This window comes from Paenibacillus sp. 01T424 (genome assembly GCF_056398745.1).
In genome coordinates this window covers 1-26,462 of sequence record NZ_JBFTPZ010000002.1, presented here as the reverse complement: position 1 = coordinate 26,462, position 26,462 = coordinate 1, and the positions used below count along the sequence as shown (strand labels likewise).

Annotated in this window: 21 protein-coding genes and 2 pseudogenes; 21 read left to right on the top strand and 2 right to left on the bottom strand. The window is 46.9% G+C overall.

What is annotated here, in order from left to right:
- The first annotated feature begins 1 nt into the window (after position 1).
- The 9 genes from AC1DPK_RS02250 (at position 2) to AC1DPK_RS02210 (ending at position 13,321) form a co-directional block, all read left to right on the top strand.
- Entirely contained in the window at positions 2–1,633 is a 1,632-nt protein-coding gene (locus tag AC1DPK_RS02250; protein ID WP_477509145.1) for a response regulator transcription factor, read from the top strand.
- Between the two features lie 170 nt (positions 1,634–1,803).
- Complete coding sequence (locus AC1DPK_RS02245) at positions 1,804–3,357, top strand: glycoside hydrolase family 32 protein (protein WP_477509144.1); 1,554 nt, start codon at positions 1,804–1,806, stop codon at positions 3,355–3,357.
- On the top strand, positions 3,354–5,264 hold the full coding sequence (locus AC1DPK_RS02240; protein WP_477509143.1) for a GH32 C-terminal domain-containing protein: 1,911 nt from the start codon (positions 3,354–3,356) through the stop codon (positions 5,262–5,264). Before AC1DPK_RS02245 ends, AC1DPK_RS02240 begins: the two co-directional genes overlap by 4 nt.
- A 65-nt stretch (positions 5,265–5,329) precedes the next feature.
- On the top strand, positions 5,330–6,262 hold the full coding sequence (locus AC1DPK_RS02235; RefSeq protein ID WP_477509142.1) for a carbohydrate ABC transporter permease: 933 nt from the start codon (positions 5,330–5,332) through the stop codon (positions 6,260–6,262).
- Positions 6,263–6,272: 10 nt separating this feature from the next.
- The gene (locus AC1DPK_RS02230; protein WP_477509141.1) at positions 6,273–7,112 is read left to right on the top strand and encodes a carbohydrate ABC transporter permease; all 840 of its coding nucleotides are present in this window, start codon (positions 6,273–6,275) and stop codon (positions 7,110–7,112) included.
- Positions 7,112–8,101: a carbohydrate kinase family protein gene (locus tag AC1DPK_RS02225; protein ID WP_477509140.1), complete on the top strand. Its 990-nt coding sequence runs from the start codon at positions 7,112–7,114 to the stop codon at positions 8,099–8,101. The genes AC1DPK_RS02230 and AC1DPK_RS02225 overlap by 1 nt, the downstream gene beginning before the upstream one ends.
- Before the next feature lie 1,436 nt (positions 8,102–9,537).
- Positions 9,538–10,017 carry a hypothetical protein gene (locus tag AC1DPK_RS02220; RefSeq protein ID WP_477509139.1) on the top strand — a complete coding sequence of 160 codons (480 nt, stop codon included), beginning with the start codon at positions 9,538–9,540 and terminating at the stop codon, positions 10,015–10,017.
- 326 nt (positions 10,018–10,343) lie between these two features.
- Positions 10,344–10,898 carry a GNAT family N-acetyltransferase gene (locus tag AC1DPK_RS02215; RefSeq protein ID WP_477509138.1) on the top strand — a complete coding sequence of 185 codons (555 nt, stop codon included), beginning with the start codon at positions 10,344–10,346 and terminating at the stop codon, positions 10,896–10,898.
- A 977-nt stretch (positions 10,899–11,875) separates the two neighbouring features.
- Positions 11,876–13,321: an alpha/beta hydrolase family protein gene (locus tag AC1DPK_RS02210; protein ID WP_477509137.1), complete on the top strand. Its 1,446-nt coding sequence runs from the start codon at positions 11,876–11,878 to the stop codon at positions 13,319–13,321.
- Between the two features lie 217 nt (positions 13,322–13,538).
- Here AC1DPK_RS02210 and AC1DPK_RS02205 read toward each other — a convergent pair whose 3' ends face one another.
- Positions 13,539–13,742 (bottom strand): tyrosine-type recombinase/integrase, encoded by a 204-nt coding sequence (locus tag AC1DPK_RS02205; protein WP_477509324.1) that lies wholly within the window; start codon positions 13,740–13,742, stop codon positions 13,539–13,541.
- 542 nt (positions 13,743–14,284) lie between these two features.
- On the opposite strand from AC1DPK_RS02205, the gene AC1DPK_RS02200 reads away from it, so the two are divergent.
- From AC1DPK_RS02200 to AC1DPK_RS02165, 8 genes and pseudogenes are all read left to right on the top strand, one after another.
- Positions 14,285–15,571: an IS110 family RNA-guided transposase gene (locus tag AC1DPK_RS02200; protein ID WP_477509136.1), complete on the top strand. Its 1,287-nt coding sequence runs from the start codon at positions 14,285–14,287 to the stop codon at positions 15,569–15,571.
- Positions 15,572–16,489: 918 nt separating this feature from the next.
- Positions 16,490–16,920: pseudogene (locus AC1DPK_RS02195) on the top strand (GNAT family N-acetyltransferase).
- A gap of 336 nt (positions 16,921–17,256) precedes the next feature.
- Positions 17,257–18,500 (top strand): annotated as a pseudogene (locus tag AC1DPK_RS02190) (IS91 family transposase).
- 363 nt (positions 18,501–18,863) lie between these two features.
- The gene (locus tag AC1DPK_RS02185) at positions 18,864–19,307 is read left to right on the top strand and encodes a MarR family winged helix-turn-helix transcriptional regulator (RefSeq protein WP_339203244.1); all 444 of its coding nucleotides are present in this window, start codon (positions 18,864–18,866) and stop codon (positions 19,305–19,307) included.
- A gap of 22 nt (positions 19,308–19,329) precedes the next feature.
- Entirely contained in the window at positions 19,330–20,541 is a 1,212-nt protein-coding gene (locus AC1DPK_RS02180; protein ID WP_477509135.1) for an MFS transporter, read from the top strand.
- A gap of 133 nt (positions 20,542–20,674) precedes the next feature.
- On the top strand, positions 20,675–21,097 hold the full coding sequence (locus AC1DPK_RS02175; RefSeq protein ID WP_477509134.1) for a TolB family protein: 423 nt from the start codon (positions 20,675–20,677) through the stop codon (positions 21,095–21,097).
- Positions 21,082–21,468, top strand: a complete 387-nt coding sequence (locus AC1DPK_RS02170) for a TolB family protein (protein ID WP_477509133.1) — start codon at positions 21,082–21,084, stop codon at positions 21,466–21,468. Before AC1DPK_RS02175 ends, AC1DPK_RS02170 begins: the two co-directional genes overlap by 16 nt.
- Positions 21,469–21,849: 381 nt before the next feature.
- Positions 21,850–21,999 (top strand): hypothetical protein, encoded by a 150-nt coding sequence (locus AC1DPK_RS02165; RefSeq protein ID WP_477509132.1) that lies wholly within the window; start codon positions 21,850–21,852, stop codon positions 21,997–21,999.
- On the opposite strand, the gene AC1DPK_RS02160 is transcribed toward AC1DPK_RS02165, so the two are convergent.
- The gene (locus AC1DPK_RS02160; protein WP_477509131.1) at positions 21,991–23,301 is read right to left on the bottom strand and encodes an amidohydrolase family protein; all 1,311 of its coding nucleotides are present in this window, start codon (positions 23,299–23,301) and stop codon (positions 21,991–21,993) included. The two genes, AC1DPK_RS02165 and AC1DPK_RS02160, sit on opposite strands and share 9 nt — an antisense overlap.
- A gap of 155 nt (positions 23,302–23,456) precedes the next feature.
- Between AC1DPK_RS02160 and AC1DPK_RS02155 the strand changes: the two genes are divergently transcribed.
- The 4 genes from AC1DPK_RS02155 (at position 23,457) to AC1DPK_RS02140 (ending at position 26,202) form a co-directional block, all read left to right on the top strand.
- The gene (locus AC1DPK_RS02155) at positions 23,457–23,885 is read left to right on the top strand and encodes a MarR family winged helix-turn-helix transcriptional regulator (RefSeq protein WP_477509323.1); all 429 of its coding nucleotides are present in this window, start codon (positions 23,457–23,459) and stop codon (positions 23,883–23,885) included.
- Positions 23,886–24,358: 473 nt separating this feature from the next.
- Entirely contained in the window at positions 24,359–24,883 is a 525-nt protein-coding gene (locus AC1DPK_RS02150) for a phosphotransferase-like protein (RefSeq protein WP_477509130.1), read from the top strand.
- Between the two features lie 170 nt (positions 24,884–25,053).
- Entirely contained in the window at positions 25,054–25,320 is a 267-nt protein-coding gene (locus AC1DPK_RS02145; protein WP_477509129.1) for a hypothetical protein, read from the top strand.
- Between the two features lie 399 nt (positions 25,321–25,719).
- Entirely contained in the window at positions 25,720–26,202 is a 483-nt protein-coding gene (locus AC1DPK_RS02140; RefSeq protein ID WP_477509128.1) for a hypothetical protein, read from the top strand.
- Positions 26,203–26,462: the final 260 nt, after the last annotated feature.

Sequence of the window (26,462 nt, the reverse complement as noted above, 5' to 3'; positions counted from 1 at the left end):
CATGTACCGTGTAATGCTCGTAGACGATGAAGCCGGTGTTCGCAATAGCATCCGGGCGAAGATTGATTGGGAGAGTGCCGGATTCGTCATCGCTTACGAAGCGTCCGATGGAGAGGAAGCACTCCGTATGCTTGCCGAGGCGGTGGTTCGTCCGGATATCGTCATCTCGGACATTAGAATGCCGAAAATGGACGGGATCACCTTCATCCGAGCTTGCAAGGAGGCCTATCCGGAACTGCGAGTTATCGTCTTGTCCGGCTATTCGGACTTCGATTATATGAAGTCGGCCATTCAGCTCGGCGTCAAGGATTACCTGCTGAAGCCTGTAGTGCGGGCGGAGCTCTCATCGCTGCTCGGGAAGCTGGCGGGCGAGTTGAAGGAGGAACGACTGCTGGAAGGTGAGCGCCAGCGGGAGAAGGTTCAGCGTAACCAGCAGCTGCGGCAAATGCAGGAGCATTTCCTCCTTCAATTGGTGAAGGAGGAAGGCGTAGGCGAGTCTGCGGTGAGAGATCGACTGCACCATTTGCAGCTCGCCAAGCTCGACGGCGAAGCGTTAAGCCTACGCTTTGCGACACTAGAGATGCGCTTGCCGCCGGGACGGCTGCGAAGCTGGGAGGGACGCCGCGATCTGCTGCAATTGGCATTCCGCATGCTCTGCCGAGAGACGGCCGATAAGCGTGAGGACGTGTACCCATTCTATGACGTGGGGCACCCGTCGATGATGTTTTTCCTGCTGGTGGACACGGGAAGTAAGGAGTCTGGGGACGCAGCCGCGGAGCAGTTCGTTCGCGAGCTGAGGCGCAATGCGGCGATGTACCTGCGGCTTGAGAGCGTCGGCGGCATAGGCGAGCCCGTGTCGGGGTGGCGCGAAGCGAAAAACGGCTATGCCAGCTGTATGCTGGCCTGGAGCCGCGAGACCATCGATGGATCGGCCACCGCATCGACCCAGCAGGGAGTACTGGATTGGGCGCAGTCATTCACGGCTGAGACGGAGCGAAGGCTGATTCAGGTGATCGAGACATTGAATCGGCAAGCTTTTTCCGCTCAATTACTCGAGCTGTTCCCGTCGAATCGAGACATGCCGATGTTCGCCTTCACCTTCCTGGCGCTGCGGGTCATTCTAACCTTCGGTTCACTTGCGAAAAAGTTTGAACTGGGCGATACCTCGCTTCAACAGGTGCTATGGAATTGCCAAGCTTCAATTGCGACCTATCGGAGTCGGGAAGAGGTACTTGCGCAAATTGAACGGATCGCCGATTTGGTCATGGATGCGGTGCGAAGCAGCCGGACCTCCAGCGGCCAGTTGCAGGCGGAGGCGGTCCGCAAGTATGTGGATGAGAATTATCCTTACGAGTTGACGCTGTCTCAGTTGGCCAGTATGTTTCACATGAACGAGACTTACCTGTCGGGCTTGTTCAAGCAGAACGCTGGCGTTACATTCAGTGACTATTTGACGCGGCTCCGGATGACGCGCGCCGCCGAGCTGCTGAGCGGGACAGATCTGAAGTTGACGGATATCGCGATGCTGGTTGGCTACTCCAGCTCCAGCTATTTCAGCACCTCTTTTAAAAAGTATTACGGCTGCAGCCCAAAGGAATACAGGGAGAAGCGGCAGACAACGAATGAGAGCTAACAGCTTTTATAGAAGAAGTCATCCCTCCCCACTATTCGCTATTTCCTCCCCCTCACCCAGCATTTTAAAAGTTGCTCCCCGAGCATAGTGAAAGTCTTGGCCCTTCCCGCAGCCTTACAATAGAGGCAATCGAAACAAACATGGAAAGCTGCGGGAAGGAAGAATTCGACATGACAAACACGAACACGAGGCAAGACAGCCGCCAATCCGAGCATGAGGAGGCGCTTAAGCTAGCGGAGGAAGCGGTACAGGCCGGAGCCGCTCGGGCGGCGCAAGATCCGTTCCGCCTGCACTATCATCTGATGGCGCCGTCGGGCTGGATGAACGATCCGAACGGACTCATTCATTTTAAAGGCGAGTACCATGCCTTCTATCAACATTTCCCATTCGGTGATTATCAAGGCCCGATGTACTGGGGACATGCGGTCAGCCGGGACTTGGTGCGGTGGGAGCATCGCCCGGTTGCCCTTGCACCGACGGAGCCCTACGAGTTCGGTTCGTCTGAAGGCGGCTGCGGCTGTTGGTCGGGCAGTGCGGTGGAGCACGAGGGACAATTGGTGCTTTTCTATACCGCACACGTCGATGGGCGTACCCCGGAGGAAGTGCAGACTATGGCGACGAGCGAGGATGGAATCCGCTTCGTTAAGCATCCGGTGCCCGTCATTCAAGGCAGTCCGGACGGTGAATGCTTCGGCTTTCGCGACCCGAAGGTGTGGAAGCATGAAGAGCGCTGGTATATGGTCATTGGCTCAGGTAAAAACGGTCGCGGCCGCGCCCTCCTATACGAGTCTCCCAACCTTTTGGATTGGTCGTACCGGGGTGTCGCGGCGGAGAGCGACGGGACGCAGGGAGATATGTGGGAATGCCCGGATTTGTTCCCGCTAGGAGGCAAGTACGTCCTAATCGTTTCACCGATGAACATGGACGGCGTCAAAAATCTCTACATGATCGGTGAGATGGACTTCGCTGCAGGTCGTTTTATCCCCGAGAGCAGCGGTATCATCGATGACGGACCGGACTTCTATGCCGCGCAAACGATGTTGGACAGCAACGGACGCCGCATCCTGATCGCCTGGATGGACATGTGGGGATCGCGACTCATTAAGACGGGACGCGCCTGGTATGGGGCTATGACGCTTGCCCGAGAGCTTCAGATGACCGAAGATGGGCGTCTGGCCTCGAGGCCAGTAGAGGAACTAGCTTCTCTTCGAGGACAAGAGATTTCGAAATTAGACAACGGACTCCATCTGCAGCCTGGCGAAGAACGAATCTGGTTGCTGCCGCCGGCCTTTGAATGGCAAGCCGATATTGATTTGTCTGCAACAGAGGCGCAGGAGCTTCGGATCGTAATTAGTGGAGCATGCGAGGATTTATCCGACGCAGAGTCCGTAAAGACTTCGCGGTCCGTCACAGACCAAATCACTAAGATCCGCTGGCTGGCTGCGCAGCGCCGCATCGAATTGAACCGCAATGAGGCGGGAATTGGCGATCCCGGCGTGTACGTATCCGACCTTCAGGCTTCTGCCGCCACTCGCCTGAGTCTCCGTCTGTTCTCAGACAACTCATCCATAGAGTTGTTTGTCAACGATGGCGATCGAGTGTTGACCAGTCGCATTTATCCTCTGGCTTCAGGACGCAGACTGGAGATTCAGGCGTTGGGAGGAACCATTGTATTCGAAGCCATGCGGCTCTGGACTATGGATGGACTGGAGGTTAAGCAATGAGCGGGATTCCGAAAAAGTCTATGTCGGCCCTAGCCACGATCGCTATCGGCACCGTGGTTGTGCTCGCGATAGGAGGAGCGATCTGGATGTCTTTTCACTCCGATTCAATTAAAGATTCCGCTGGAAAAACCAACAAGGCGGAGGAAATCTACGCGACGCCCGCACCTTTCCGATTCAACCCGATCGCGAATTATTACACGGAACGCTATCGCCCGCAGTACCACTTAAGTGTCGAGACCGGCAACATGAGTGATCCAAACGGCATGGTGTATTACGAGGGAGAGTACCATCAGTTTTACCAGAACAGCGGTCAGTGGGGGCATGCGGTCAGTCAGGATCTCGTGCATTGGGAGCATCTTCCGGTCGCCTTGATTCGCGATGAGCTCGGCGAAATATGGTCGGGCAGCGCGGTTGTGGACTGGAACGATACGAGCGGTTTTTTCCAAGGTAAATCCGGGCTGGTTGCAATCTTTACGCATTTCCAGAGCGGCGTGCAGTCGCAGAGCATCGCGTACAGCAGCGACGGCGGGCGCACCTGGACAAAGTATGAGGGTAATCCGGTCATTCCGAATCCCGGAATCAAGGATTTCCGCGATCCGAAGGTTATCTGGCACGAAGCGAGCAAGCGTTGGATCATGGTGGTATCAGTCGACAATCATGTTAGATTCTACTCATCGCCCGATCTCCGAAACTGGACCAAGACAGGTGAATTCGGCATAAATCAAGGTTCGCATGCCGCCGTATGGGAATGTCCAGATCTGTTCGAGCTTCCGGTAGACGGCAGTGGTAATCACAAGTGGGTGTTGACGCTGAGCGTCGGCAACAACGAGGCGACCAAAGGCTCGACAGCGCAATATTTCATCGGAGAGTTCGACGGAAAAACCTTCCATAATGATAATCCCGCCGATAAAGTGTTGTGGACGGATTACGGTAAGGACTTCTATGCGGCGGTCTCGTATTCGGACATCCCGGAGAAGGACGGACGGCGTATCTGGCTCGGCTGGATGTCCAACTGGCGCTACCCGTTTACGATGCCGACCGATCCTTGGAAAGGCAACATGTCCGTTCCCCGCGAGCTTACACTTCGCGATATTCCTGGCGAAGGGATCCGTCTCATTCAACAACCAGTCAAGGAACTCGATTCGCTGCGCGGCACTGTACTTAAGCTCGAAGCGCAGCAGCTCGCGACCAACTCGAACGCATTCGGGAAGTGGCGCGGAACCTCTTATGAGCTGGATACGACTTTCACCGTTTCGGCTGATGCTGCGTTTGCACTCAAGGTAAGGACAGATGGTACGGGGGCGGAGGAAACCATCATCCGCTACAATGCCGCAGCAGGAACACTTACAATCGACCGTTCGAAATCTGGCGCTGTTTCGTTTGAGCCGGGCTTCGCGGAGAGCTTTGTGGCTCCGGTGAAGCCGTCTGCAGATGGAAGGTTACCTCTTCGGATCTATGTAGACGAAGACACGCTCGAAGTGTTTGCTGAAGACGGAGCGAAGGTGCTATCCGCCATCGTGTTCCCAGAGCCGTTAAGCAATGGCTTGTCGCTAGAACTTGAGCGGGGGAGCGTCAAGCTAGATGAAGCCTCATTCTACCCGATGCGCTCGGTGTGGCGTGACGAGAATCCTGATTCCAACGTACCGAGCCGCATCCTCATCGGCAAGGAAAGTGTGGACGTGGCGGTTGGCACCCATGTAACCGTGAAGTCGTCCGTGCTGCCGCTGTCCGCCTCCCAACAGCTCGAATGGGCGTCCAGCGACATGTCAGTCGCTAAAGTGACACATACAGCGGACGGCAACGGTGTTGACATCTCTGGCATAAGTGCAGGACAAGCCGACTTGATCGCGAAGACGCCTGACGGCAAAGTGACGGCGACGATGAGTGTGTTTGTCTTCGAGCCGTAAAGGGCGATAGTTCTCTGAATCAAGTTTATTCACCCAATCCACCAAACTGAAAGGAAGGGAAAACCATGGCACACACCGAGCTGGCTCCATCGATATCCAAGCGCCGCAAAGGAAATCCCTTCGGCCGGGCACTGCGCCAGGAAGAGAGAACGGCTTGGCTGTTCATCTTGCCTGCGTTGGCAGCGCTTCTGCTCTTTGTCTTCTACCCGATGGTCCAAGCATTCTTCATCAGCTTTCAGAACTACAACATGGTAGGAGGAACCAGGTCCTTTAACGGCATAGATAATTACCGGACGCTGATGAATGACTCTGAGTTTCTGGCAAGTCTTCGGCATTCACTATTCTTCGCGGTCATTGTCATTCCGGTACAGACAGCGATCTCGCTAGGCCTCGCGATGCTGATTCAGCGATCCGGGCGTTTTACAAGCCTGTTTCGCACGGCTTATTTTATCCCAGTCGTGATCTCGACCTCGGTCGCAGCCACGGTGTTCAAGCTCATCTACAACAAGGACTTCGGCATCCTGAATCAGCTTCTCAAGTCGATGGGACTGCCGCTGACGAACTTTTTATCCAATCCAGATACCGCGATGTACGGCATAATCATTCTAGGCATTTGGAAAGCATCTGGGTTTTTCATGATTATTTTTCTTGCGGGACTGAACAACATCTCTCAAGACTTATATGAGGCGGCTCGGGTTGACGGAGCAAGCCGAGCGCAGCAGTTCTTCCGCATTACGCTGCCGATGCTGAACCGGACGATGGCTTTCGTTGTCATCATGACGACGATCGATGCAATCAAGCTGGGTGGTATCGTCTTCGTCCTCACCAATGGAGGACCGAACGGGTCCACCCAGACAGTCGTATATTACATCTGGAAAACGGCTTTTCAGCAAATGCAAATGGGCTACGGCACAGCGGCGGCTTTTGTTCTGTTCGCTATCGTGCTGATCATCTCGCTTGCGCAAATGACCTACTTCAATAAGAAAGCTGACTACTAGGGGGATTATTATGCGGCAAATGGGGTTTGCGCTTAAATACATCATGATGACGCTCATCGCCATCGTCTGCATCATTCCGATCGTATGGATGGTCGCTGGATCTCTGCGTCCTTATGAGGAACTGTTCCAATATTCATCGAGCTTGAATTGGCATATGTTCGTGCCAGTCAAGTTCACCTGGGAGAACTACAAAAACGTTATTTTCAGCGATACGAATCCATTCCTACGCTACATTTGGAACACAGTGCTCGTCGCTGGATCCGTAACCGTCATCGTGCTCGTCGTAAGCGCCTTGGCCGCCTTCGCTTTCGCGAAGCTGCGATTCCGTGGCAAGTCGATCGTCTTCGCCTTGTTCATGTCGGCGATGGTTATTCCGGGTGAAGTAACGCTCGTGCCAAACTACTTGCTGATGAACAATTTCGGGTGGGTCAACTCGTACGCTAGTCTCATTGTGCCTTCATCGCTGTCGGTGTTCGGCATCTTCCTGCTGCGGCAGTTTTTCGCGGACATTCCGAATGAGATTATGGAAGCGGCGAAGATTGACGGTGCGTCGGTTATGCGCGTGTTCATTAGAATCGTCGTTCCGGCGGCCGTTCCGGCGCTAATAACACTCGGCCTTATGACGTTTCTCGGCAACTGGGACTCGTATCTCTGGCCTCTTATCGTCATCAACGACGAAAAGAAGCAGATGCTTCAAGTCGCGATTGCGTCGTTCTCTTCGCTAGCCGGTACCGATTGGTCCAAAATTTTGGCGGCTAGTACGATAGCAACGGCTCCGATTCTGATTCTGTTCTTGTTTCTGCAGCGCTACTACATTCAGGGCATCACGATGTCGGGGGTCAAAGGGTAATGGGGCACAAAATTTACGATGCGGTGGCACTTGGCGAGTATTTGATCGATTTCGTGCCGGACGGCGTTTCGGTATCGGGTGAGCCTTTGTTGGAACGCAACCCCGGCGGCGCTCCGGTTAATGTACTGGCGGCGCTCGCAAAACTAGGCAACAAGACTGCCTTTATCGGCAAGGTCGGACAGGATCCGTTCGGCGAGTATTTGCGGGATGAGCTGATCCGGCAAGGAATCGCAGCTGAGGGGCTTGTGTTAAGCCGGGACGCACATACGACGATGGCGTTCGTACATTTGGATGAGCGGGGAGAGCGTTCGTTCCACTTCGCCCGTCAGCCGGGAGCGGACGCGCTGCTTACGGAGGCTGAAGTGCGGCCGGAACTTACAAGCGGAACGCGTCTGTTCCACTTCGGCTCCATCTCGCTAACATCGGAGCCTTCGCGCCATGCGACGCTTCATGCAGTTGAGGCGGCGCGGCAAGCAGGCGCGATCATCTCCTACGATCCGAACTGGCGTCCATCTCTGTGGGAGACCGAGGAACTCGGGCTTGTATGGATGAAGAGTGGGCTTGAACAGGCTCACATCGTTAAGGTGTCGGATGAGGAACTGGCGCTGCTGACGGGCCTGCCTGACGCCGGCACACTGGATATTGCTACCGGAGCCGAAGAGCTTGTCCTTCGCTACGGGCTGGACGTACTGCTTGTCACGCGAGGAGCAGCAGGAACGTATTATCGGACGGCGCGCTATGCCGGCGAAGTGGCAGCCAACCGTGTCGTTCCAGTCGATACGACCGGGGCGGGCGACGCTTTCATGGGCGCGTTTCTGCACTGCGTGCTCGGCAGCGAGACGAAGGCGGCGAACTGGAGCGAGGAGGAACTGCACAGAACAGTCGCCTTCGCCAACGCCGGCGGGGCGCTCGCTACGACTCGTAAGGGCGCCATTCATTCGCTCGGGACGCTGGAAGAAATCGAAGAGTTGCTTCTCGGGAGACGTTAACCCCGAAAAGCCAGAGTCAGTTGTCTGACTCTGGCTTTTTTTGTGCACCGTACCGTCTAAGAGGCTCCAGTAAATTAATTTGATCAGTTCTGAGAGTCTGATAGGTAATCTAAATGATATTTTGGAAATGCCACTGGATGGTTAACGTTGGATGCTCTCAAATATTGAAGGAGGATAAAAGCATAAAACTCGGGTTTATCGGATGCGGCGGCATTTCAGATGTGCATCTTAAAGGGATCGTTGAGTTATGAAAGGAAAACAGGCAACCTTCGAGCCGTCTATATCGATTACAAGGAGATGCTCGTACTTGGCTGCATCCTCCAGCATCTTCCGTCCGAAGGACGGGGAACGTTAGTTGAATAGCTTAAGATGAAGCTTTCCGACCTCGTGAGTTCGGGTTTTTTGATTTTTTAGTCATGTTAATGGCCCGTTTTTTATTAAACTAATGGGAAGGTTACCGCAAAAAAAGAGATTTACAAGCCGTATACTTAGTGAGTCAGCGAAATGAGATTAAGAGGAAAGAATGAAATATTTAACTAAAGAGTTGTACGAAGAAATGCAGATAAGAGGATATATGGAGTATTATACAAGGTTCGGGGTGACCAAGCTGGGCAAAATTCTATGAATTAATCGCTACTTTTTTAAGAAATTACATCAACTACCTTGATAACACCGTGAGCGCAGAAAAGACTTACAATCACTGTTCAATATTGACCGATGATATAAATCTATACTGTATGAGAAGTGCGGTTCTCTCTGGCAGATCATCATTTTTCTATACAGGGGTTTCTTTCAGCACTACGATTTATTATTAGGTAACATTAACGCATTTAGCCCTTTCGGCAGTCCCTTTGGGAAAAGGGATTTATACGATTCTTTACTCAATTGGCATGCAGATACTGGATGTATCGATCCTGTCGGCCCGGCTCCTTCACGAATCGAAACAGGGTGGTGTTACGTTTGGCAATGGTCATTCAGTCGAAGTTGTGCTCCAAGAGGAACACGAAAAAAATCCTTACCACTGATCCAGGGCATCTATAAGCACACGAGACGTTTCGTGAAGCATCAGGATCCTTTTCTTTAAACTCGCTTAAGACGCGATTGGGCAGTATGAGCAAGGAGGAGGCGAGTGCTTATATCCGCCACTGGATGAGCATAAGCCGGACGGAAAGCCGGTAGAACAGATCTATCTGAAGATTCTGCTTGCTGCCGCCGCTCGAAACCTAGAACTGATATAAGAAGGCGATGTCGTCCAGGTGCTTACCGATATGGATCGACAGCGAGACGTTTCCAATTAACTAAAAATTTCCCTATAATTCTATTAGTTGGCGTCTGCCGCTCCTTATTCACATGGCCTATAAGTCAATGAGAAGTAACATTTGACTCACTGACGGGCAATGAGAGCTAATTAAGTATAATGAGAAGGTGCTGCGGACATGAACAAAGAGGTGTTTCTAAAGGAACTCGATGAAATAGTAGAAGATAAAATGTTCATTGGAAATGATATCGATGACTTAGAAGAAGAAATTTCACAAAACACATGGTCAATTTCGATGAGTCAACAGTTAGCTAGTGAGTTTACAGTTGGTGAGATAGGAAACTTTTTTTGTAATGTAATTACAAATAGAACTGAACAAATGACAAAAGCAGACTGTAATAGAATGCTTTTTTATGTATGGTTCGATTGGCGTTATGGAAGGTTGCGCTTTAATTTCATTTCAGATATCCATACAAAACTACCTTTTAAATGTGAAATTGAAACAGTAGAAAACATAGATTCGATAATAAATGTGTTTTTAAAATATCAGTATCATGATGGTATTCCTTTTGAGGAAGCAAGAGATGAAGATAAGCAAACTGTCGAAAATATAAAAGTAAATTCACTTCATGTCTTTTTGTACGAATTGAGAAGTTAGAGGAACAAATTGATAAGCTAACAGGGAACGATAGCACAATAAACACCTATGATGAAGCTGCCGGAACGATGGGCAGCTTCAATACGTTAACGAGCAGAATACGTTAATCACCTCTGTAAGTAGAAAACCATTTACATAGTTATTTTTCTCATGCTAAAAATTTCCATATTAGAAAGGATTGAGAACAATGTAGTCGAAATAACTCTTATTCTCGAGCAAGGTCTTCACCTACTTTACGTGGTGTGGGTTCTCAAATTGATAGATGCGATCTTTAATATTACTTATTATGTAAAAGTACATGAAGCGTATATTGGGAGAGTTGAAAGATGATCGTTATAAGAAAAGCCTTGGCTTGTGATTTGGATTTCATATTTAGTATAGATTTTAAAAGTGAAGGAACGACAACAACAAATGCCGATAAGACACCTGAAGAAATAATGGAGCACCGGCATACAGTTTCTTCCTTTATAGAGAATGATGATAATGGAATAGGTGCATTTATTTGTGAAGACCAATCATACAAGAAAAAGATTGGATTATTGATGTATCGAGTAAGAAATCGTGACGATGTTCCCGATTTTAGTATTTTACGGAGGATAGATCGAGCTTTGTTTCCCGAAGATGGTCAGCTTATGGAAATTTACCAACTATGGGTCGATAAAGATTATCGTAAACGAGGGATCGCCTACGAACTTAAGCTAAAATTAGAAGAGGAAGCACGAATTAAGGGTGTACAATTAGTCTACTCCCATACTGAAGAATCAAATATCCCCGTGATTAAAATGAATAGTAAGTTAGATTACGAAGTGGTATGGCGCGGGCCTATATGGGATGATCAAATAGTACGAATTGCATTTATAAAACACCTCGTATCGAGCTAACCGTTCACGATGTTGAATGGAGACAATAAGAGGCATCCGAGCACAAGTCCGTGAATCGGAAGTATAGGACTGAGGTAACTTAATTCATTTTTAATCGTAAACAGCCTGCCAGATCACTCCGGCAGGCTGTTTAGCTATCAACACTTTGAATGCTATGACGAAGAATCTAAAAGAAACCTTGGATTTCTCAAAATCTCATCTACAACTTCCTCAATATCAGTGTGCGTTGTATTCATGATGTGCTTCTCAGGTGGATTTGACTTTAGTATCTCGTTAAGCCCTATAATACAACGATCACCCATTTGATGTCTAAGAGGTCTCTGACTATCTCTTCGTAATAACTCATTCTTGTCAACCAGCAATACAATAAATTTAATGTCAATGTTTAAATCTCTTGATGCTTCCATCATATAACTCGTTTTATCACTATAGGTAACGTAATAGTCGATAACAACATCATGATTATTATTCAAAAAATTCTTTGTTCAGGATAAAATGTTAAGCCATATCAAATTCAATTATGCGAACCATTTTTTGAGCCTTCATAAATACCTTAAACCCTTGTGCAACAAGGGTTTAACCTATTTCCCTACTTCGCTTTTGGTGCTTTGTTTTCGCATAACTTTGATTTTTTTAGCTTAGATATACGAATCAGGTGTTCACGGTTTATGCGCAGAAAAGGATTTGCGAACCTGAATTTCACGAGATATACGAAGCTGATACTGTCATATTACTTATGAAAGATATAATAGTCGTTTGCAACATGTCCATGCTTTCTCAAAGCGATAATGGGTTTACCGTATACATGTGAAACAGATAAAGGAGAACTAGCTTATAGCGAACCACAACATCATAAGCTGCAACCTCTGGGCAATCCAGCGTTTTTTTAATGCAGCCAAAAGGAATATTTTTGCAACCAATCGAACCACACATTCGTTATGTATAAGACCACCAACAACTTATATAATGGAGAAATCATGAGAACTTTCGAAATATTATTAACTCTTTTGTCTTTTGTCATGCTGTTTCAGCAAAAAATGCCGAGAAAGCTTGCGGCGTCAGCCGGATTTGCGAACATTGGCTTATTGGCGGGACAGCTTTTTTTTGAGGGGTACAGATGGCAAATGGTTTTGATCTATCTGATCTCCGTCGTCCTCGCCTTTATCGCGATCTTCGGAAAAAGGTTTCATATCAGGATGTGGAAGCCGTTGAAATATGGCTTGTATGTTCTAACAATCGCCATGCTGGCGGTCTCCGTCTTCCTGTCTGTATACCTGCCCGTTTTCGATTTGCCTAAGCCTGACGGTGCTTATTCGGTCGGGACGAAGATGTTTCATTTGACCGACCACGGCAGAGAAGAAACGCTGACAAAAAATCCGCACGATCATAGAGAACTGATGGTCCAAGTATGGTACCCCGCACAAGGTTTGAATGGACAGAAACAGGCACCTCTCTTTTCCGAAGACGCAAGCACATTTCACGAGTATATCGAGAGGTTCGCAGATGGATTCGGCCTTCCCGCGTTTGCTTTGGACTATTGGCGCTATATCAAAACTAACTCATACGAAAACACCACGATTTCATTAGCTGAAGCCCGATATCCAGTCGTCGTAATCAGCCACGGCTTCGGAACAAGCCGGCTGCTGCACGCTTCCCAAGCCGAGCATCTGGCAAGTCATGGATTTGTCGCAGTGGCTATCGATCATACTTACAGCACAATGGCAACTGCTTTTCCAGACGGACGGGTGACAGGTTTAACAACCGAGCCATATATGAACGGAGTTTCCGAAAACATCAGCAAGCTCGGGAACATTTGGACGCACGACGCCGACTTTGTCATCAACCAGTTGGATCAGCTGAATCGTGATGCCTTTGAGGGAAAACTCGATATGGATAACATCGGGATGATGGGTCACTCATTCGGCGGCGCCACGGCGTTTAACGCCGCATATTCAAATCACAGAATTAAAGCAGGAATCAACATGGACGGTTCATTGTACAATGTCAACGACAAGCAGGCGATTTCAAAGCCGTTTCTGTTCATGGAATCGACCAGCTTTATGAACATCAAAAACAAGGCGCTGAGTGGAAAGATTTCTGATGAAGAAATCAAAAATTCGGGTTTAACGAAAGAAGAATTCAACAAGATGATTGAGGAACGAAAAAAGGAATACAAAATCATAGACCAAGCATCAATGGTGTATATTGAAGGTACGGAGCATTACAACTTCACCGACTTACAGCTTTATTCAAAACTTTTGAAGCAGCTCGGCATGACGGGCGACATTGACGGCGAACGAAGCGCGGATATCGTGAACCGGTACGTTTTGGATTTTTTCAACAAGCATTTAAAAGAAACCGGCGGTGGCTTGATCAGCAAGCCGAATCCGTCATATCCGGAGGTTGAGTTTCCGAAGGAATAAACCGAAAACTACAGAAAGGGTGCCGACGGTGGCACACTCTCTTTCTTATTAACATATACAACAAGGATGCAAGAACTAAATATTTTTCGTTCTGGCATGCTACAGAGATGCCTTTTCACTAATTGGCCGCTAAACTCGGCATATCGGAATTGTGTAGCTTGTAACTCCGCGTCATGCACGGCGTCGCTAAGATGCGTTTCATGTTTTCCACCGGACTCTATTTTTTATGCTGCTGTTTTATATCGCTGCTGAATAATTTGACATAGTAATCGACCATATCGAGGGTGGCATGTCCCAAAATGCGCCGAAGAGTCAACGGATCGCCTCCGTTCAAAATGTGAAACTTCGCCATCGAGTGCCGGAACGTATGAGGAGAGACTCTCACTCCCGAAATGTTTGCCGCGTGACCATAGGCATGCATCTTATATTGCAATGCGCGCGCGTACTGATTGGCTCATTATTGATGAAAGAACCTTTCAGGAACAAAAAGTCTCATTAGATATGTATACGAAATAAGCTTCGAGATTTACAATTCTGAAGAAAGAATTGCACAGCAGCGTTCCAATTGACGTTCATGATGAAGTGATCTTGGTTTTGCACTTCGCATATCCTTATGAAGTTATGCGAACCAAAACGGATATACGAAGGAGGAGGGGAGAAATCGTATAACTATGGGATATACGATTTCATATAACTTTCACGAAAAATCGGAATATTTGCAGTCGATTGGGATTGTTTTACAAATGACATGATCCCTTGATCCATAAGGGTTTATCGGGAATTTAGAGGTCTGGAATCACCTGCTTCCGGCTCGTATAACACCATATTCACGCTTCGGGCCATTCGGCTCTCGGTCCTGTTAAGCTAAACATTCCTGTTGAGGCTAAGAAATAGTCTTTGTCAAAAAAGGAGCACCTCGGTATGATGGGTTTGTCGACAACACATCAAGGAGGCGCTCTTACTATGAAGTTTAAGCAATCAGACGCACAAAATCAACGGATTGAACAAATTGCCACCTCGCATCTTGTCATAGGAATTGACATGGCCAAAGAAACTCACGTGGCACAGTCCACAAATTTCCGAGGAATCGTCATTTCAAAACGGCATCTCTCGTTTTCGAATTCTATCGAAGGTTTTGAAAAATTAAGCCGCTGGATAACCGAACTACAACAGAAACATCGATTAAAGAGGCTCATCATCGGCATGGAACCAACCGGTCATTACTGGTTTAACCTAGCTAACTGGTTATCAGATAAGGGATTACATGTGGTCATGGTTAACCCTGCTACGACGAAGCGAAATAAAGAAAATCGAGATAACAGTCCATCAAAGAACGACCCCAAAGATGCACTTGTCATCGCAGATTCAGTAAGTCGGGGCTTCTACTATGAGTACACGCGACAATCGCTTGTGTTTCAACGCTTACGGACCATAATGAGTGACCGAGAATTCTGGGTCGCGAACAGTGTTCGACTGCAGAACCGCATTGTGCGTTGGCTCGACATCCGTTTTCCTGAATATCCATCGGTATTCAAAGACTGGACCTGTAAGCGGTCATTGGCGACCCTCAAGACATTCCCTTGCCCACAGGATTTGGAGACGTATGCAGTACCGGATGTAATCAAAGCTTGGAGAACCCATATGCAGCGCGCTGGGGGTTCTACGGGGATTGAGAAGGCTGCGCAGCTCATAGCACATGCTAAACGCAGTATCGGAGATCGAACCGCTGTAGAAGAATCGAAGGCAGATTTAATACGGCTCATTGAAGAATATGAACGAGTTACCACCATGCTTGAACAGATTGAAGAGGACATCGAAGCTCTGCTTTCTGAGATTCCTATGGCACAGCAGCTTCGCACCATAAAAGGTCTCGGGAAGATCTTCACCGCGGCCATACTAGCTGGCACAGGAGATTTAARACAGTATGCGCATGGACRTCARGTATTACGRAARGCKGSCCTAAATTTGGCTGAAAGTACGTCAGGAAAGCGAAAAGGACGAATTGTTCTTTCGAAAMGAGGAGACTCMGCCYTGCGRAAATATCTCTATCTCGYGACGGTTCAGCTCGTTTGGAATAAYCCCGTGTTCCGYCATCTGCATGAGCATAATGTGCAAGAAAAGAAGATGAAAAAGCAGCAATCCATATTTAAGTTARTAGGAAAGCTGGCACGAATTCTAGTTGGTATTATACAACGAGGAGAAAAGTTCACGCCAGAGAAAACGGTAATTGCATGGGCAGAAGCAGCTTAAATTAAGTAGAAATCACGTATATTGACTCATTCGCAGGATTTCAAAAAGAAAGCACGGAGGACCGAGTTCGTTACCCATAAGGGCTCAGACCCATCCGCTAAACGCTATCGGTCTCCACACCTTGGACAGGTATAACGAAGGAATGTAAGGGCAGTGACCCGTTGAGATTTGGGAGGGTGAACCTCCAAGGGATTGTGGAGTATGCGTGCAGTAGAAACTACCTGGGGAATATTTCCTAATAGTTCCTCTATTTCCGCATGCCCAGCCCACCACCTCAACCGGTATCACCTGTGCTGTTTCTTAAAATCGACCTAATCCAAGGTGATGAAATCCTGCGAATGAGTGAGTATATGTGAGATAAACCCTTAAAACCGAGGGACGGGTAACGATAGTTAAGTACAGACAGGGCTGCCGCATGGCAGTCTTTTGTTCAACTAACGGGCAGTTTAGTTGAACATGAGGGTGGTGTTTTTGTTAATATTAAACAAAAGGGAGGGGATGAATGTGCATAGAAAGAAATATTTTATTTTAATACCACCATGCTAATAATCGGGCTATTTTTATTGCTTTCTTTAGCAATTGAAACATTGGATGCAGCGCTTGTATGCCCCGGTGAACGAAGATTTTTACAGTTTGATCATTCCTTTCCCCCACTCAAAGGCGTAATGCATGTGAACTTGCATAACAATGTATGGGGAACGAACTTTCCTGCTTGGTATGAAGAAGGCGCCTCTTCCGATTCAAACTGCATTTTAGATCTTTGATATAGAAGATTTGAATATTTGTATGGTATTAGGCTAGCAAGATGGTCAACACGAACTTGCAAGCTTTTCTATGTTTATGTTAGTCGGTGACTTCCACTGTGAAATATGCTACACTCCGTTCAGCAATATATACATTTGTTGGGGCGGTGAGTAGATGTACTATCGTAAAGCAAATATGAATGATATTCATCAATTGGTTCATCTAAGAAAAAAGCAATTAGTTGATGAAGGGATYGAACCGAATCAAGATATTGATAGCGAACTCAATTCTTTTTTTCACAATAAGATGAGTGATGGTTCGTTAATCGARTGGATCGTTGAAGACAATGAAGAAACTATTGCTACGGGTGCAATTATCTTCTATGATTTCCCGCCTTCATTCACAAGTAAGAGTGGTAAAATGGGCTATATCACRAATATGTATACAGACAAGGGATAGCTACGACTTTGTTAAATAAATTAGTTGATGAAGCTAGAATCGCAGGTGTATCAAAAATTTGGCTCGGGGCTTCAACATTAGGTAGWCCGGTATATAAAAAGTTTGGTTTTATTGAAGYAGATTATTGGATGGAATTAAATCTTTAGGCAATTACAAATACTCTAATGCCGCGAAAATCGTGGCTTTTTTATTTTGTGGGATAAGGTTCCTGTCAAAAACAAATGACAAGAACTTTATCCCATTCCCGATTTTGATAAGAACTTGAACTCATTCCCGATAGATTGCAGGGAGAAGGTGAAGAAGATAAACATAAAAGTTGTAAACTGAACTCACTAATCAAGCTAACGGGTAACATTAGTTCAATGAATGTCGGGGAACAAGAACATATATGCATAGAGAGCTGCGCGCTGCGCGGCTTTTTCAACATTAAAGAAAGAATTTATATTTTTTCAGGCAAACGGAGGATGAGTTAAAATGATGGTATGGAAGCGAATATCTTAAAGCGGATATTTTTCGATGAGAACCGTCATTGGGAACAATTTGTAGAAAAGATCGTAACCGGATACGGCCATGCGTGCTGAAAGAAGTGGAGAAGTTCCGGAAATGTGGAGATCCGCGGAACGGCTTCATGCTCATGGTGTGCGAAGGATGTCGGTGCAAAGGTCGGTTTTGCACCACCTGCTCTTGTGGGGAAACCGAGGAATGGAGCAGGCTGCTGCTGGATGATGTGCTGCAGGTCCACCATCGTCACGTTGTATTTACGATAGACGAGGGGCTGTGGGATGTCTTTTTGGTGCACCGCCATTTGCTCAAAGCCTACATGGATGAAGCGGTGCGCGTGGTACAAGATTATTTTCAAAAAAAGCTCAAGGTGACGCCTGGCGTCATCGTGGGCTTACATACATTTGGTTCGAGGATGAACTTTAATCCCCATGTCCATATGCTCGTGACGATGGGGGGGGGATGAAAAAAATGGAGAGTGGAAAACCTACGACTTCATACCGTTTGAGATGCTGCGCAAGCAGTGGCAGGTCGTCGTGTTAAAACTAATTCGCAGTCATCTTTCCGGAGCGGAAAAGAGGCAGGTTCAAGCAAGATTGCAAAAAGCGTATACGGAAAATGGTGAAGGCTTCTATGTGTATGCCCCGAAACAGCGGGGGTCCATTCGTGAGCAGCTGCGATACATAGGCCGATACATCCGGCGCCCAGCCATAGCAAGGAAACGGATCAAGGAATATGACGGAGAATACGTGGTGTTCAGCTACCATGATAAAACCAGCGGCGAGGAAAAGACCGAGCCTTGACGGTGGAAGCGTTCATCACGCGATTGATTCGGCACATTCCGGATGAGCATTTCAAGACGATTCGCTACTATGGGGTCTACTCACGGCGAACAAAGGGCGTGAGCAAGAAGTTGATGAGTGCCTGGCAGAAGGTGAGCCGGAAATGGGTAGTGAGAATCCGGCGTATCCTCCGACGCAGAACCTGGCGTGAACGGGTCGGGCACACGACAGGGAAGGACCCACTAGTCTGTCTAAAATGTGAATGTGACTATGAATACAAGGGGGAGGTCTGTCTACAGGTGGGGAAATTGCGGGTGAAGTATGCCCGTTGCCGGATAACCCACGTTTGTCTAGAAAGGATGATTCGTTATCTCACCAGTGTCCAAGAAGCGCAAACCAGCCAAAACGAAAAAAAAGAACCCACTCACAAACGGGCAGGTTAAGTACACATATGCCTCAACTGCAACGGAGAAGAACGCATTCCCCTTCAGATGGTACGGGACTTTGACCGTATGGACGGAGGGGATCCCTTGTGCCCCCTAAATTCTCATGCGAGGATTGTGGAGGAGAGATGTACCCGGAGTATTACAAAGGAATTCACGGGTATGAGTACAACATTTCCGATGTGCGCAGAACCTAATGGACCGTCAGGGAGATCTATCCTGACGGTTTTTCTTAATTATCGGAAAGGTGAAAGCTTCGTCCTGTCACCGATAAGGAGGGCGTTAGCCTGTTCTTCTTCTGTTGACAAAAATAGTTGTTCTATATATAGTTGTTAAAACAACTAATTAAGAAGGAGGATGGTTATGACGGCAAATGAAAATGTGCTTGAACGATCGCTTGGTGCTTTGATGGGCATCACGTACCGCAAGATGACGAATGTTCTTCAGGCCCGCCTTAAGGATTATGAGATTACAACGGAGCAGTGGTCGGTGCTGTTCCAGGTCGATCAGACAGAGGGGTTGATCCAGAAGGAAATTGCCGAGTTGGCGGGTAAGGATAAGCCGACGACGACCCGGATTCTCGACCATTTGGAAGAAAAGGGGCTGATCTGCCGCAAGATGGCGGAGAACGACAGACGTTCCTTTCAAGTACACAGCACAGAGAAAGGCGCTTCGCTGATCATGGAGACCCTCCCGGTTGAAATGCAGGTAAACCAGGAAATCAAACAATGCATGACGGTTGAAGAGCATGAAATGATCATGAAGCTTCTTCTGCGGATTAATCATCATGTGAGCCAATTATCATAATGTCCGGAAGGAGCATAAAAATATGCAGTCCCAAGAAAGCAGTTCCAGGCTTTGGACCAAACCGTTTCTGATTCTTACCCTTAGCACCCTGCTGTTGTTTTTGAATTTGCAGATGCTGCTTGCGGCTTTCCCGGCCTATGTGAAATCCGCTTTTCAGGCTGACGATATGACCGTAAGTCTAATCATTAGCGTGTTTGCCGGTTCAACAATTATTACACGGTTATTAACCGCCCAACTTATGCGTAAAGTGCGTCGCAATGTGATTTTGTATGCGGGACTTGCTGCCGCATGTCTGTTCACCGTAATGTCTGTTGCCGCGGGTTCAGTCGGTATGCTGCTTGTCATGCGGGTTGGTTTCGGGATCGGGTTCGGAATGGCGAGTACGATTATTCCAACGCTGGTATCTCAAATTATTCCAGGCAAAAGGATGGGGGAAGGCATCGGTTATTTCGGCCTTTCAACCAGTCTGGCTATGTCTGTTGGACCGATTATCGGATTAAGCGTGATGAAGCATGCAGGTTTCACGACACTTGCCATGCTTGGCACGGCGACCATCCTGCTTATTTTTCCCATTCTGCTGCTATCGCGGGCGATTCCGCCTGATACCAGCAAGAAAACAGCGCCAGCAGCAGGCTCCGCTTCCAAGCAATTATTCCATGCCAAATTATTAATCCCCGGACTGCTTAATGTTATTTTGGCTGTGACCTATGGCGGTCTGCTCAGCTTTATCGCCTTGTTCGGGGAATCTGTTCATTTGGAGCAGGTCGGCCTGTTCTTTTTGTTCAATGCGATTGCAGTGATCATTATCCGGCCCGTTTCAGGCAAAATATTCGATCGTTTCGGACATGCTGCTGTTCTCATCCCTGCCGCGATCAGCGTTGTGTCTGCGCTAATGGTTCTATCCTACACAACAACGATGTCGATGCTGATTTTGTCCGCCCTGTTATATGGACTCGGCTTTGGGTCCATTCAGCCCACGCTGCAGGCATGGATGCTTCGTTCCGGCACGCCGCAGCAGTACGGCATGGCCAACAGCATGTTCTATAATACGACTGATCTGGGTATAGCGGTCGGAGCTTTGATTTTGGGTGCCGTTTCATCCATGTCCGATTATGCTTTCATGTACCGGATCTCGGCCGGATTCATGGTCCTGTTTCTGATACTTTATATAGTCGTTCGGCTGTTATCAGCGGTCAGATACAAATTCAAGCAAAGCGCCGGGCAAACAACATAACTTCCTGCAGGGACGGTAAATCGCATATAATAGGTGATTTACCAGGGAAAGAAAAGGGGACAATTCATGAATACGCTAAAGCAGCCGCAGAAAATAATCGGACGCCATGTCATCAGCATGCTGGAGACCGTGAATGTTCAGACTGGGGAGCGCATGGTATTATCCCCATATCGACGATCTGATTGAAGCGCCCAACTGGACCCGCGATGGCAAGACGCTCATTTATAACAGTTTAGGAAGAATATTTGCCTTTGATATCGCTACTCGTACGAGCGCTGTCATCGAGTCGGGTTATGCCACACAGTGCAACAACGATCATGTTCTTTCACCTGATAATTCCCATCTTGCAGTGAGTCATCATACGCAGGAGGACGGCCAGTCCCGTATCTATGTATTTCCGCTGGAAGGGGGAGATCCTGTTCATCTAACAGCACTTGCCCCCAGTTATTTGCACGGCTGGTCCCCGGGAGGAACAACCCTTTCCTACTGGCCGAACGCAATGGACAGTATGATATCTATACCTTCTCGAGGACTGGCGGTGTGGAAAAGCAGTTAACCGATCTTCCGGGACTGGATGACGGACCGGAATATTCTCCGGACGGCAGCTACATATGGTTTAATTCCGTGCGGTCCGGCCTGATGCAAATATGGAGAATGGAACAGGACCGCAGCCAGCAGACTCAAATGACCTTCGATGAAAGCAATAACTGGTTCCCGCATGTTTCACCATCGGGCGAAACCGTTGCGTTTATTGCTTACCGCAAAGAAGATGTCGCGCCGGACGACCATCCGGCAAATAAAGACGTGGAAATCAGGTTGATGCCAAGCGGCGGCGGTGAAACAAAAACGCTTGTCCGGTTATTCGGCGGTCAAGGAACCCTGATTGTAAATAATGGTCGCCGGACAGAAGCCAGCTGGCTTTTGTAAGTTATCGCTTCAAGGACTGATGCCATACAATAAACGGACCCAAAGACGATCCCCCCCGGATTTTCGGCGAGGCCGTTTTTTTGGAACTAGCCGTCAAGGACGCCATCAGGCGTTTTTCTTATTTTGCGGATATATGTTCTTGTCCAAAGCGAAAGACAAGAACATATATCCGCAGCCGTATTAGGACAAGAACATTTAATCATAGCCGATTTTTTTGGCCAGCAGCCACAGCACTATAGTTCAATAATGAAAGGGCTGCCGACTGGTAACCCTTTATTCAACTAACGGGCAGGATAGTTTCAAAATGTAGTAAAATTTAAACAATGACTATATTGATAATCCAATGGGAATAAAACGGGTTTTATTGTATCTGGAGGAACGTTGATCTGGCTGTCGTTCCTGACAGGAGGATTTGGATCTGCAGTCCCTCTTTTTGTCGATTTTACGATCAGCAACGGTATCATCATCTCCGGTTCGCTCATCATTCGCATTGACGACATTGTACAGGGAGATCGAACCCGATTAACCTAGTTGCTGCGAACCATTGAACCACACGGATGTGATCGACAAGGTATCCGAGATATTGGTTGTCGGATCACCGTTTACGAGAATAAGGTCAGCGCGCGCACCTTCGGTAATACGGCCGCGATCGTGAAGACCAAAGCAACGGGCCGGTTTGGAAGTAGCCGATTGAAGAGCTTCAATTGGAGTGAACCCGGCCTTCACCAGCAGCTGCATTTCATGGTGGACGCTTGCTCCGTGAGCAAGGCCGCCAAGGTTCGGAACGGGAACCGGTGCAACATCCGTCCCTACCAGAATATCAACTCCGGCACGGTGAAGATCCATCACATTCTTAAAGCTGTTCTCCATATTGCCTTGCGGGAACGTATTGAAGCTTGAGTTCAAAATACCGATCCAATCCGAACTTAATTTGGAATGAACACGCGGATCATTCGCCAATTCCGATGCCGGTTTCCCAACAATCGATGAGTTCAACACCAAGCACGGTGTAACAAAAGCGCCTGAATCCGCTATGGATTTCACCAACTCGGACGTGTACTCGGGTCTGTCGATAAACAAGTGGCCCAAACCGTCGACTCCAAAATCGATGGCTGCTTGCGATGAAAGAGCCGTCAAGACGTGGGCGATGACCAGCTTATCGAACTTGTGGGCTTCTGTCACGGCTGTTTTTAGAATCTCGTCGCTTAAAACAGGCAGGCCGGGTGCACCCATGACCGTCCCTTCTTCAATCATGATCTTAATATAGTCGGCACCATTCTCCACTTGAGTATGCACATGTTTAATCGCTTCTTCCACCGTTGTCACTTGCGGTATTTCATCGTGATCGTGAGCGTATGCGGCCAACATCGCTTCCCGGTCTTCCTCCGATAACTTTTCTAGCTCCCTTAATACGAATTCCGGTATTTCATCCCCATCCGGCAGCAATTCATCTGGGTGTCCGCCCGGAGCGGTGATTGCTGTGCCGGCAGAACGGACGTCTGCAACGTCATCCACATTTTTTAACTGGATCTCGCGTCCTCTTCTCGTAAAATCGCCGTTCATTTCGAGTTCTGTCGTAACGCCGAATTTTAAGGCATCTCGTAATCCGCCGATTGAGGTGTGGACATGTGCATCAATCAGACCGGGCATTAAAGTCGCATTTTCCCCATCGATAATCGTTGCATCGGCCGGAAGGTCTCCGCCCACTGCAATAATGGACTCCCCTTTGATGACAACATGTCTTGACGCAATAATTTGTTCTCCATCAAAAATACGTACATTTGTAATCGCAGTAACTTGTTCTAACGCAGCATTTTGATTTATCTTCTCCATTTGAAATTCCTCCAATGTGTTTGTTTCTAACAATTCGAAGTATAACTGTTAGAAATCTAACTGTCAATAAACTAAGTTTTTTGACATTCGTATAGGATCACTGTATAGTTTAGTTGCTTACAATTAGCTTTCTAACAATTTCAGGAGGGACGATCATKCAATCCCGAAAGGATACGCCTTATTTGGATTTGTTTCAGATTATCGGTCTTAAATTAAAGAAAAGAGCGGACGAGAGTATAAAGGAACTAGGGTTAAACGCTCAACAAGGAAAAGTAATCGACTATATTTACGAGAACCAAGATAATCATATTATTCAAAAGGACCTTGCAGATCGGTTTCATGTGCGTGGGGCCAGTATTACAAGCATGCTTCAAGGTCTAGAGCAAAAAGGGTTCATTGAGCGCAAAATCCCGGCCAATAATGAACGGCAAAAAAATATATATGTATTGCCAAAAGCGATTGAGTTAATTGAAGGCTTTAATGAATCATTCCAAAAGGTGGAGGATGAAATCGTTCAAGCCCTTACTAACGAGGAGAAGCAAGTCTTAAAGAAATTGTTGATCAAAATCAATGAGCGCATATAAAGAAGAGGATTCCCCATGAGGCTATGGAGACATTTACAAATTAAAATACGCTTGTCCCAGTTGGGGAGCATTTAAAACAGCAAGAAATGAACAATCCATATGGTGCATCAAATAATATTCCTTAGATAACAAGATCTAAACAAAAAGATCAGGAGTGTACAAATAAGCTTTAAGCTAACGGGAAACTATAGCTTATTTTTGTACTTGCATATGACGGAGAAATATTCTGTATATAAGAGGTATCGCCCCCCCTCGCCTCCACCAATACCATGAAGAAACCCGACCTCGTGAGGTCGGGTTTTTTGATTTTTTAGTCATGTTAAGAGCATGTCTTTTATTAAAATAACGGGCAGGATTAATTATAACAGTTCTTTACATCACCACGTTTTGGTGCAAATGTTATACTAATCAGGAAATTACCGTCACCATAGTATTCTTTTTTTGATGATCATGAATAAGAGAGGCATATTAAGATGAAAAAAGGGAAAATCGTATTTCTAAATGGTGTAACTAGTGCTGGTAAAACATCTATAGTAGATGCTATACAGTTAAAATCAGATGAATTTTTTTATGTTGTTGCAAATGACCTTTTTGARAATACAATAGGCGATAACTATCTCCGTGAAGATTATTGGAAATATTTAAGTGATGCAATTATTATGATGTATCATACTGCTAAACTATTTTCTGACCATGGTAAGAATGTACTAATAGACGGAATTTTGGTTGAAAGACCCGAATTAAAACCGCATTATGAAAAAGTTAAGGATATATTTGCSGGGTATCCTTTCTATATTGTCGAAGTTTTTTGTCCTTTAGACATTTGTCGCCAAAGAAATATTGAACGTGGAGATAGAACYGAAGAYCAATCTGAGTGGCAAAATAATATTATGGCCAAAGATATACAATACAACTGTACTGTCAATACACACACAAATTCTTCAGAAGAATGTGCAGATTCGATTCTAAAATATTTATTTGATAGGTCCGAGGTTTAAGCTATCGGGACACGATAGCTCAATTAAACAGTTATGATGAAGCTGCTGGCATAATCGGCAGCTTCATTACGCTAATGCGCAGAATAGTTACAATATGTGGTAATATCTATTTGTAAGATAATGGACTGAATTACTTCAGGATCTGATCGGATGGAGGTGGCGACCATTTTATGAAAAGGACAATAATTGGTGGGGTACTCTTGTTAACTGGCACCATGATTTCATTAGCGATTTTAATTGCAGCTGCTTCTTATGCACCAAGTATCACTACTTGGCAAGGTTCAAAGTTGTGGTTTGCCATTTTCGGAACAAATGATTTTGGCGAAGAAGTAGTAGTAGATAGTTTATTTCTTGGCTTTCCTTTTATTATGGGTATTGTTTTGTTTATTCTAGGATTGATTGTGTTAGGGATGGAGTACTTCAGGAAGGAAGAATAATTCGGGGTTGAACTAACGGAAAACGATAGTTGAACACCAGAAGGGCGCCGCGTGATACCTCTTCGTTACGCTAACGGGCAGCATTCCTATTATGAAGAAATAGTGGTTTTGAATACTGTTGAAAGCGGCACGGTTGGCATCAGGCACGGTATGAAAGTACGTTACTCTAAATGCTACAGGTTCAGGACAGGACTCTCCACTCCTATCTATACTTTTGCACTCTTTTTGAGTGCGAGCCACCATTCCAGGTGGCTATTTTTTATTGCTCATTAAGTGAACTATCTCCTAAAGGTTACGGTATAAGGATCAATCTAGTTGAACCATAATACGAACTGGCAGATTAACGTAACATTTTCCCTATCCGTTTCGTCTACTGAATAGATTGGAGGGAGGACAGAGATGAAGAAACTACTTGTGAAATCGGTAGTTTATTTGGGGTTGTTGTTGTGCATGATTTTTTTGCTGTACAAAGTAACCTTGTATTGGAACCCAATAGGCATACAAAAGCAAACCGTTTCATTCCTGAAAGCAGTCCAGGAGCAAAACTACGGCAGAGCTGCGGATCTGTTTGGCTGGGAAGGGCAGAAGACCGCGGGCAGCAAGGAAAGTGCTTGGAAGCAGTTGGCTGAAGAGGAAGGGGTTCGACTACAATCCTTCAGTAACGTTCGTGCTGAATATGACGATGGTTGCTATTGCACAGGCCATGCGGATCTTGTGTTCGAGGTGAACAAAAGCCCTATGCAGGTTAGAGCTGTGATTACATATGGAGTAGGTGCAAGGCCGAAACAAATATGCGCAATAACACCCTCAGGGATGCAAGGTGGTTCCATTTCCCAGATAGCGGCATGGAACTCACTGGCATGTGGGAATAGCTCGTTTTGAAGACTTCATTGAACTAACGGGTAACGAAAGTTGAATAAGACACATGATGAGCAGGCGCTACGGTGGCCTGCTCTTCTTAACGGGCAGTTATCTTCAACAGATATGGTATAATTTTTTCAAAAAGTTCTTTGACAGGAGAGTATGGGAATGGAAAATCATACTGATTACATCAGTGAAGATGTAAACGAATTGAACAAACGTTATCTGATCATAAAAGAAAGGTACGATGAGTATAAGAGCGATGAGTATAAGAGTCAGAA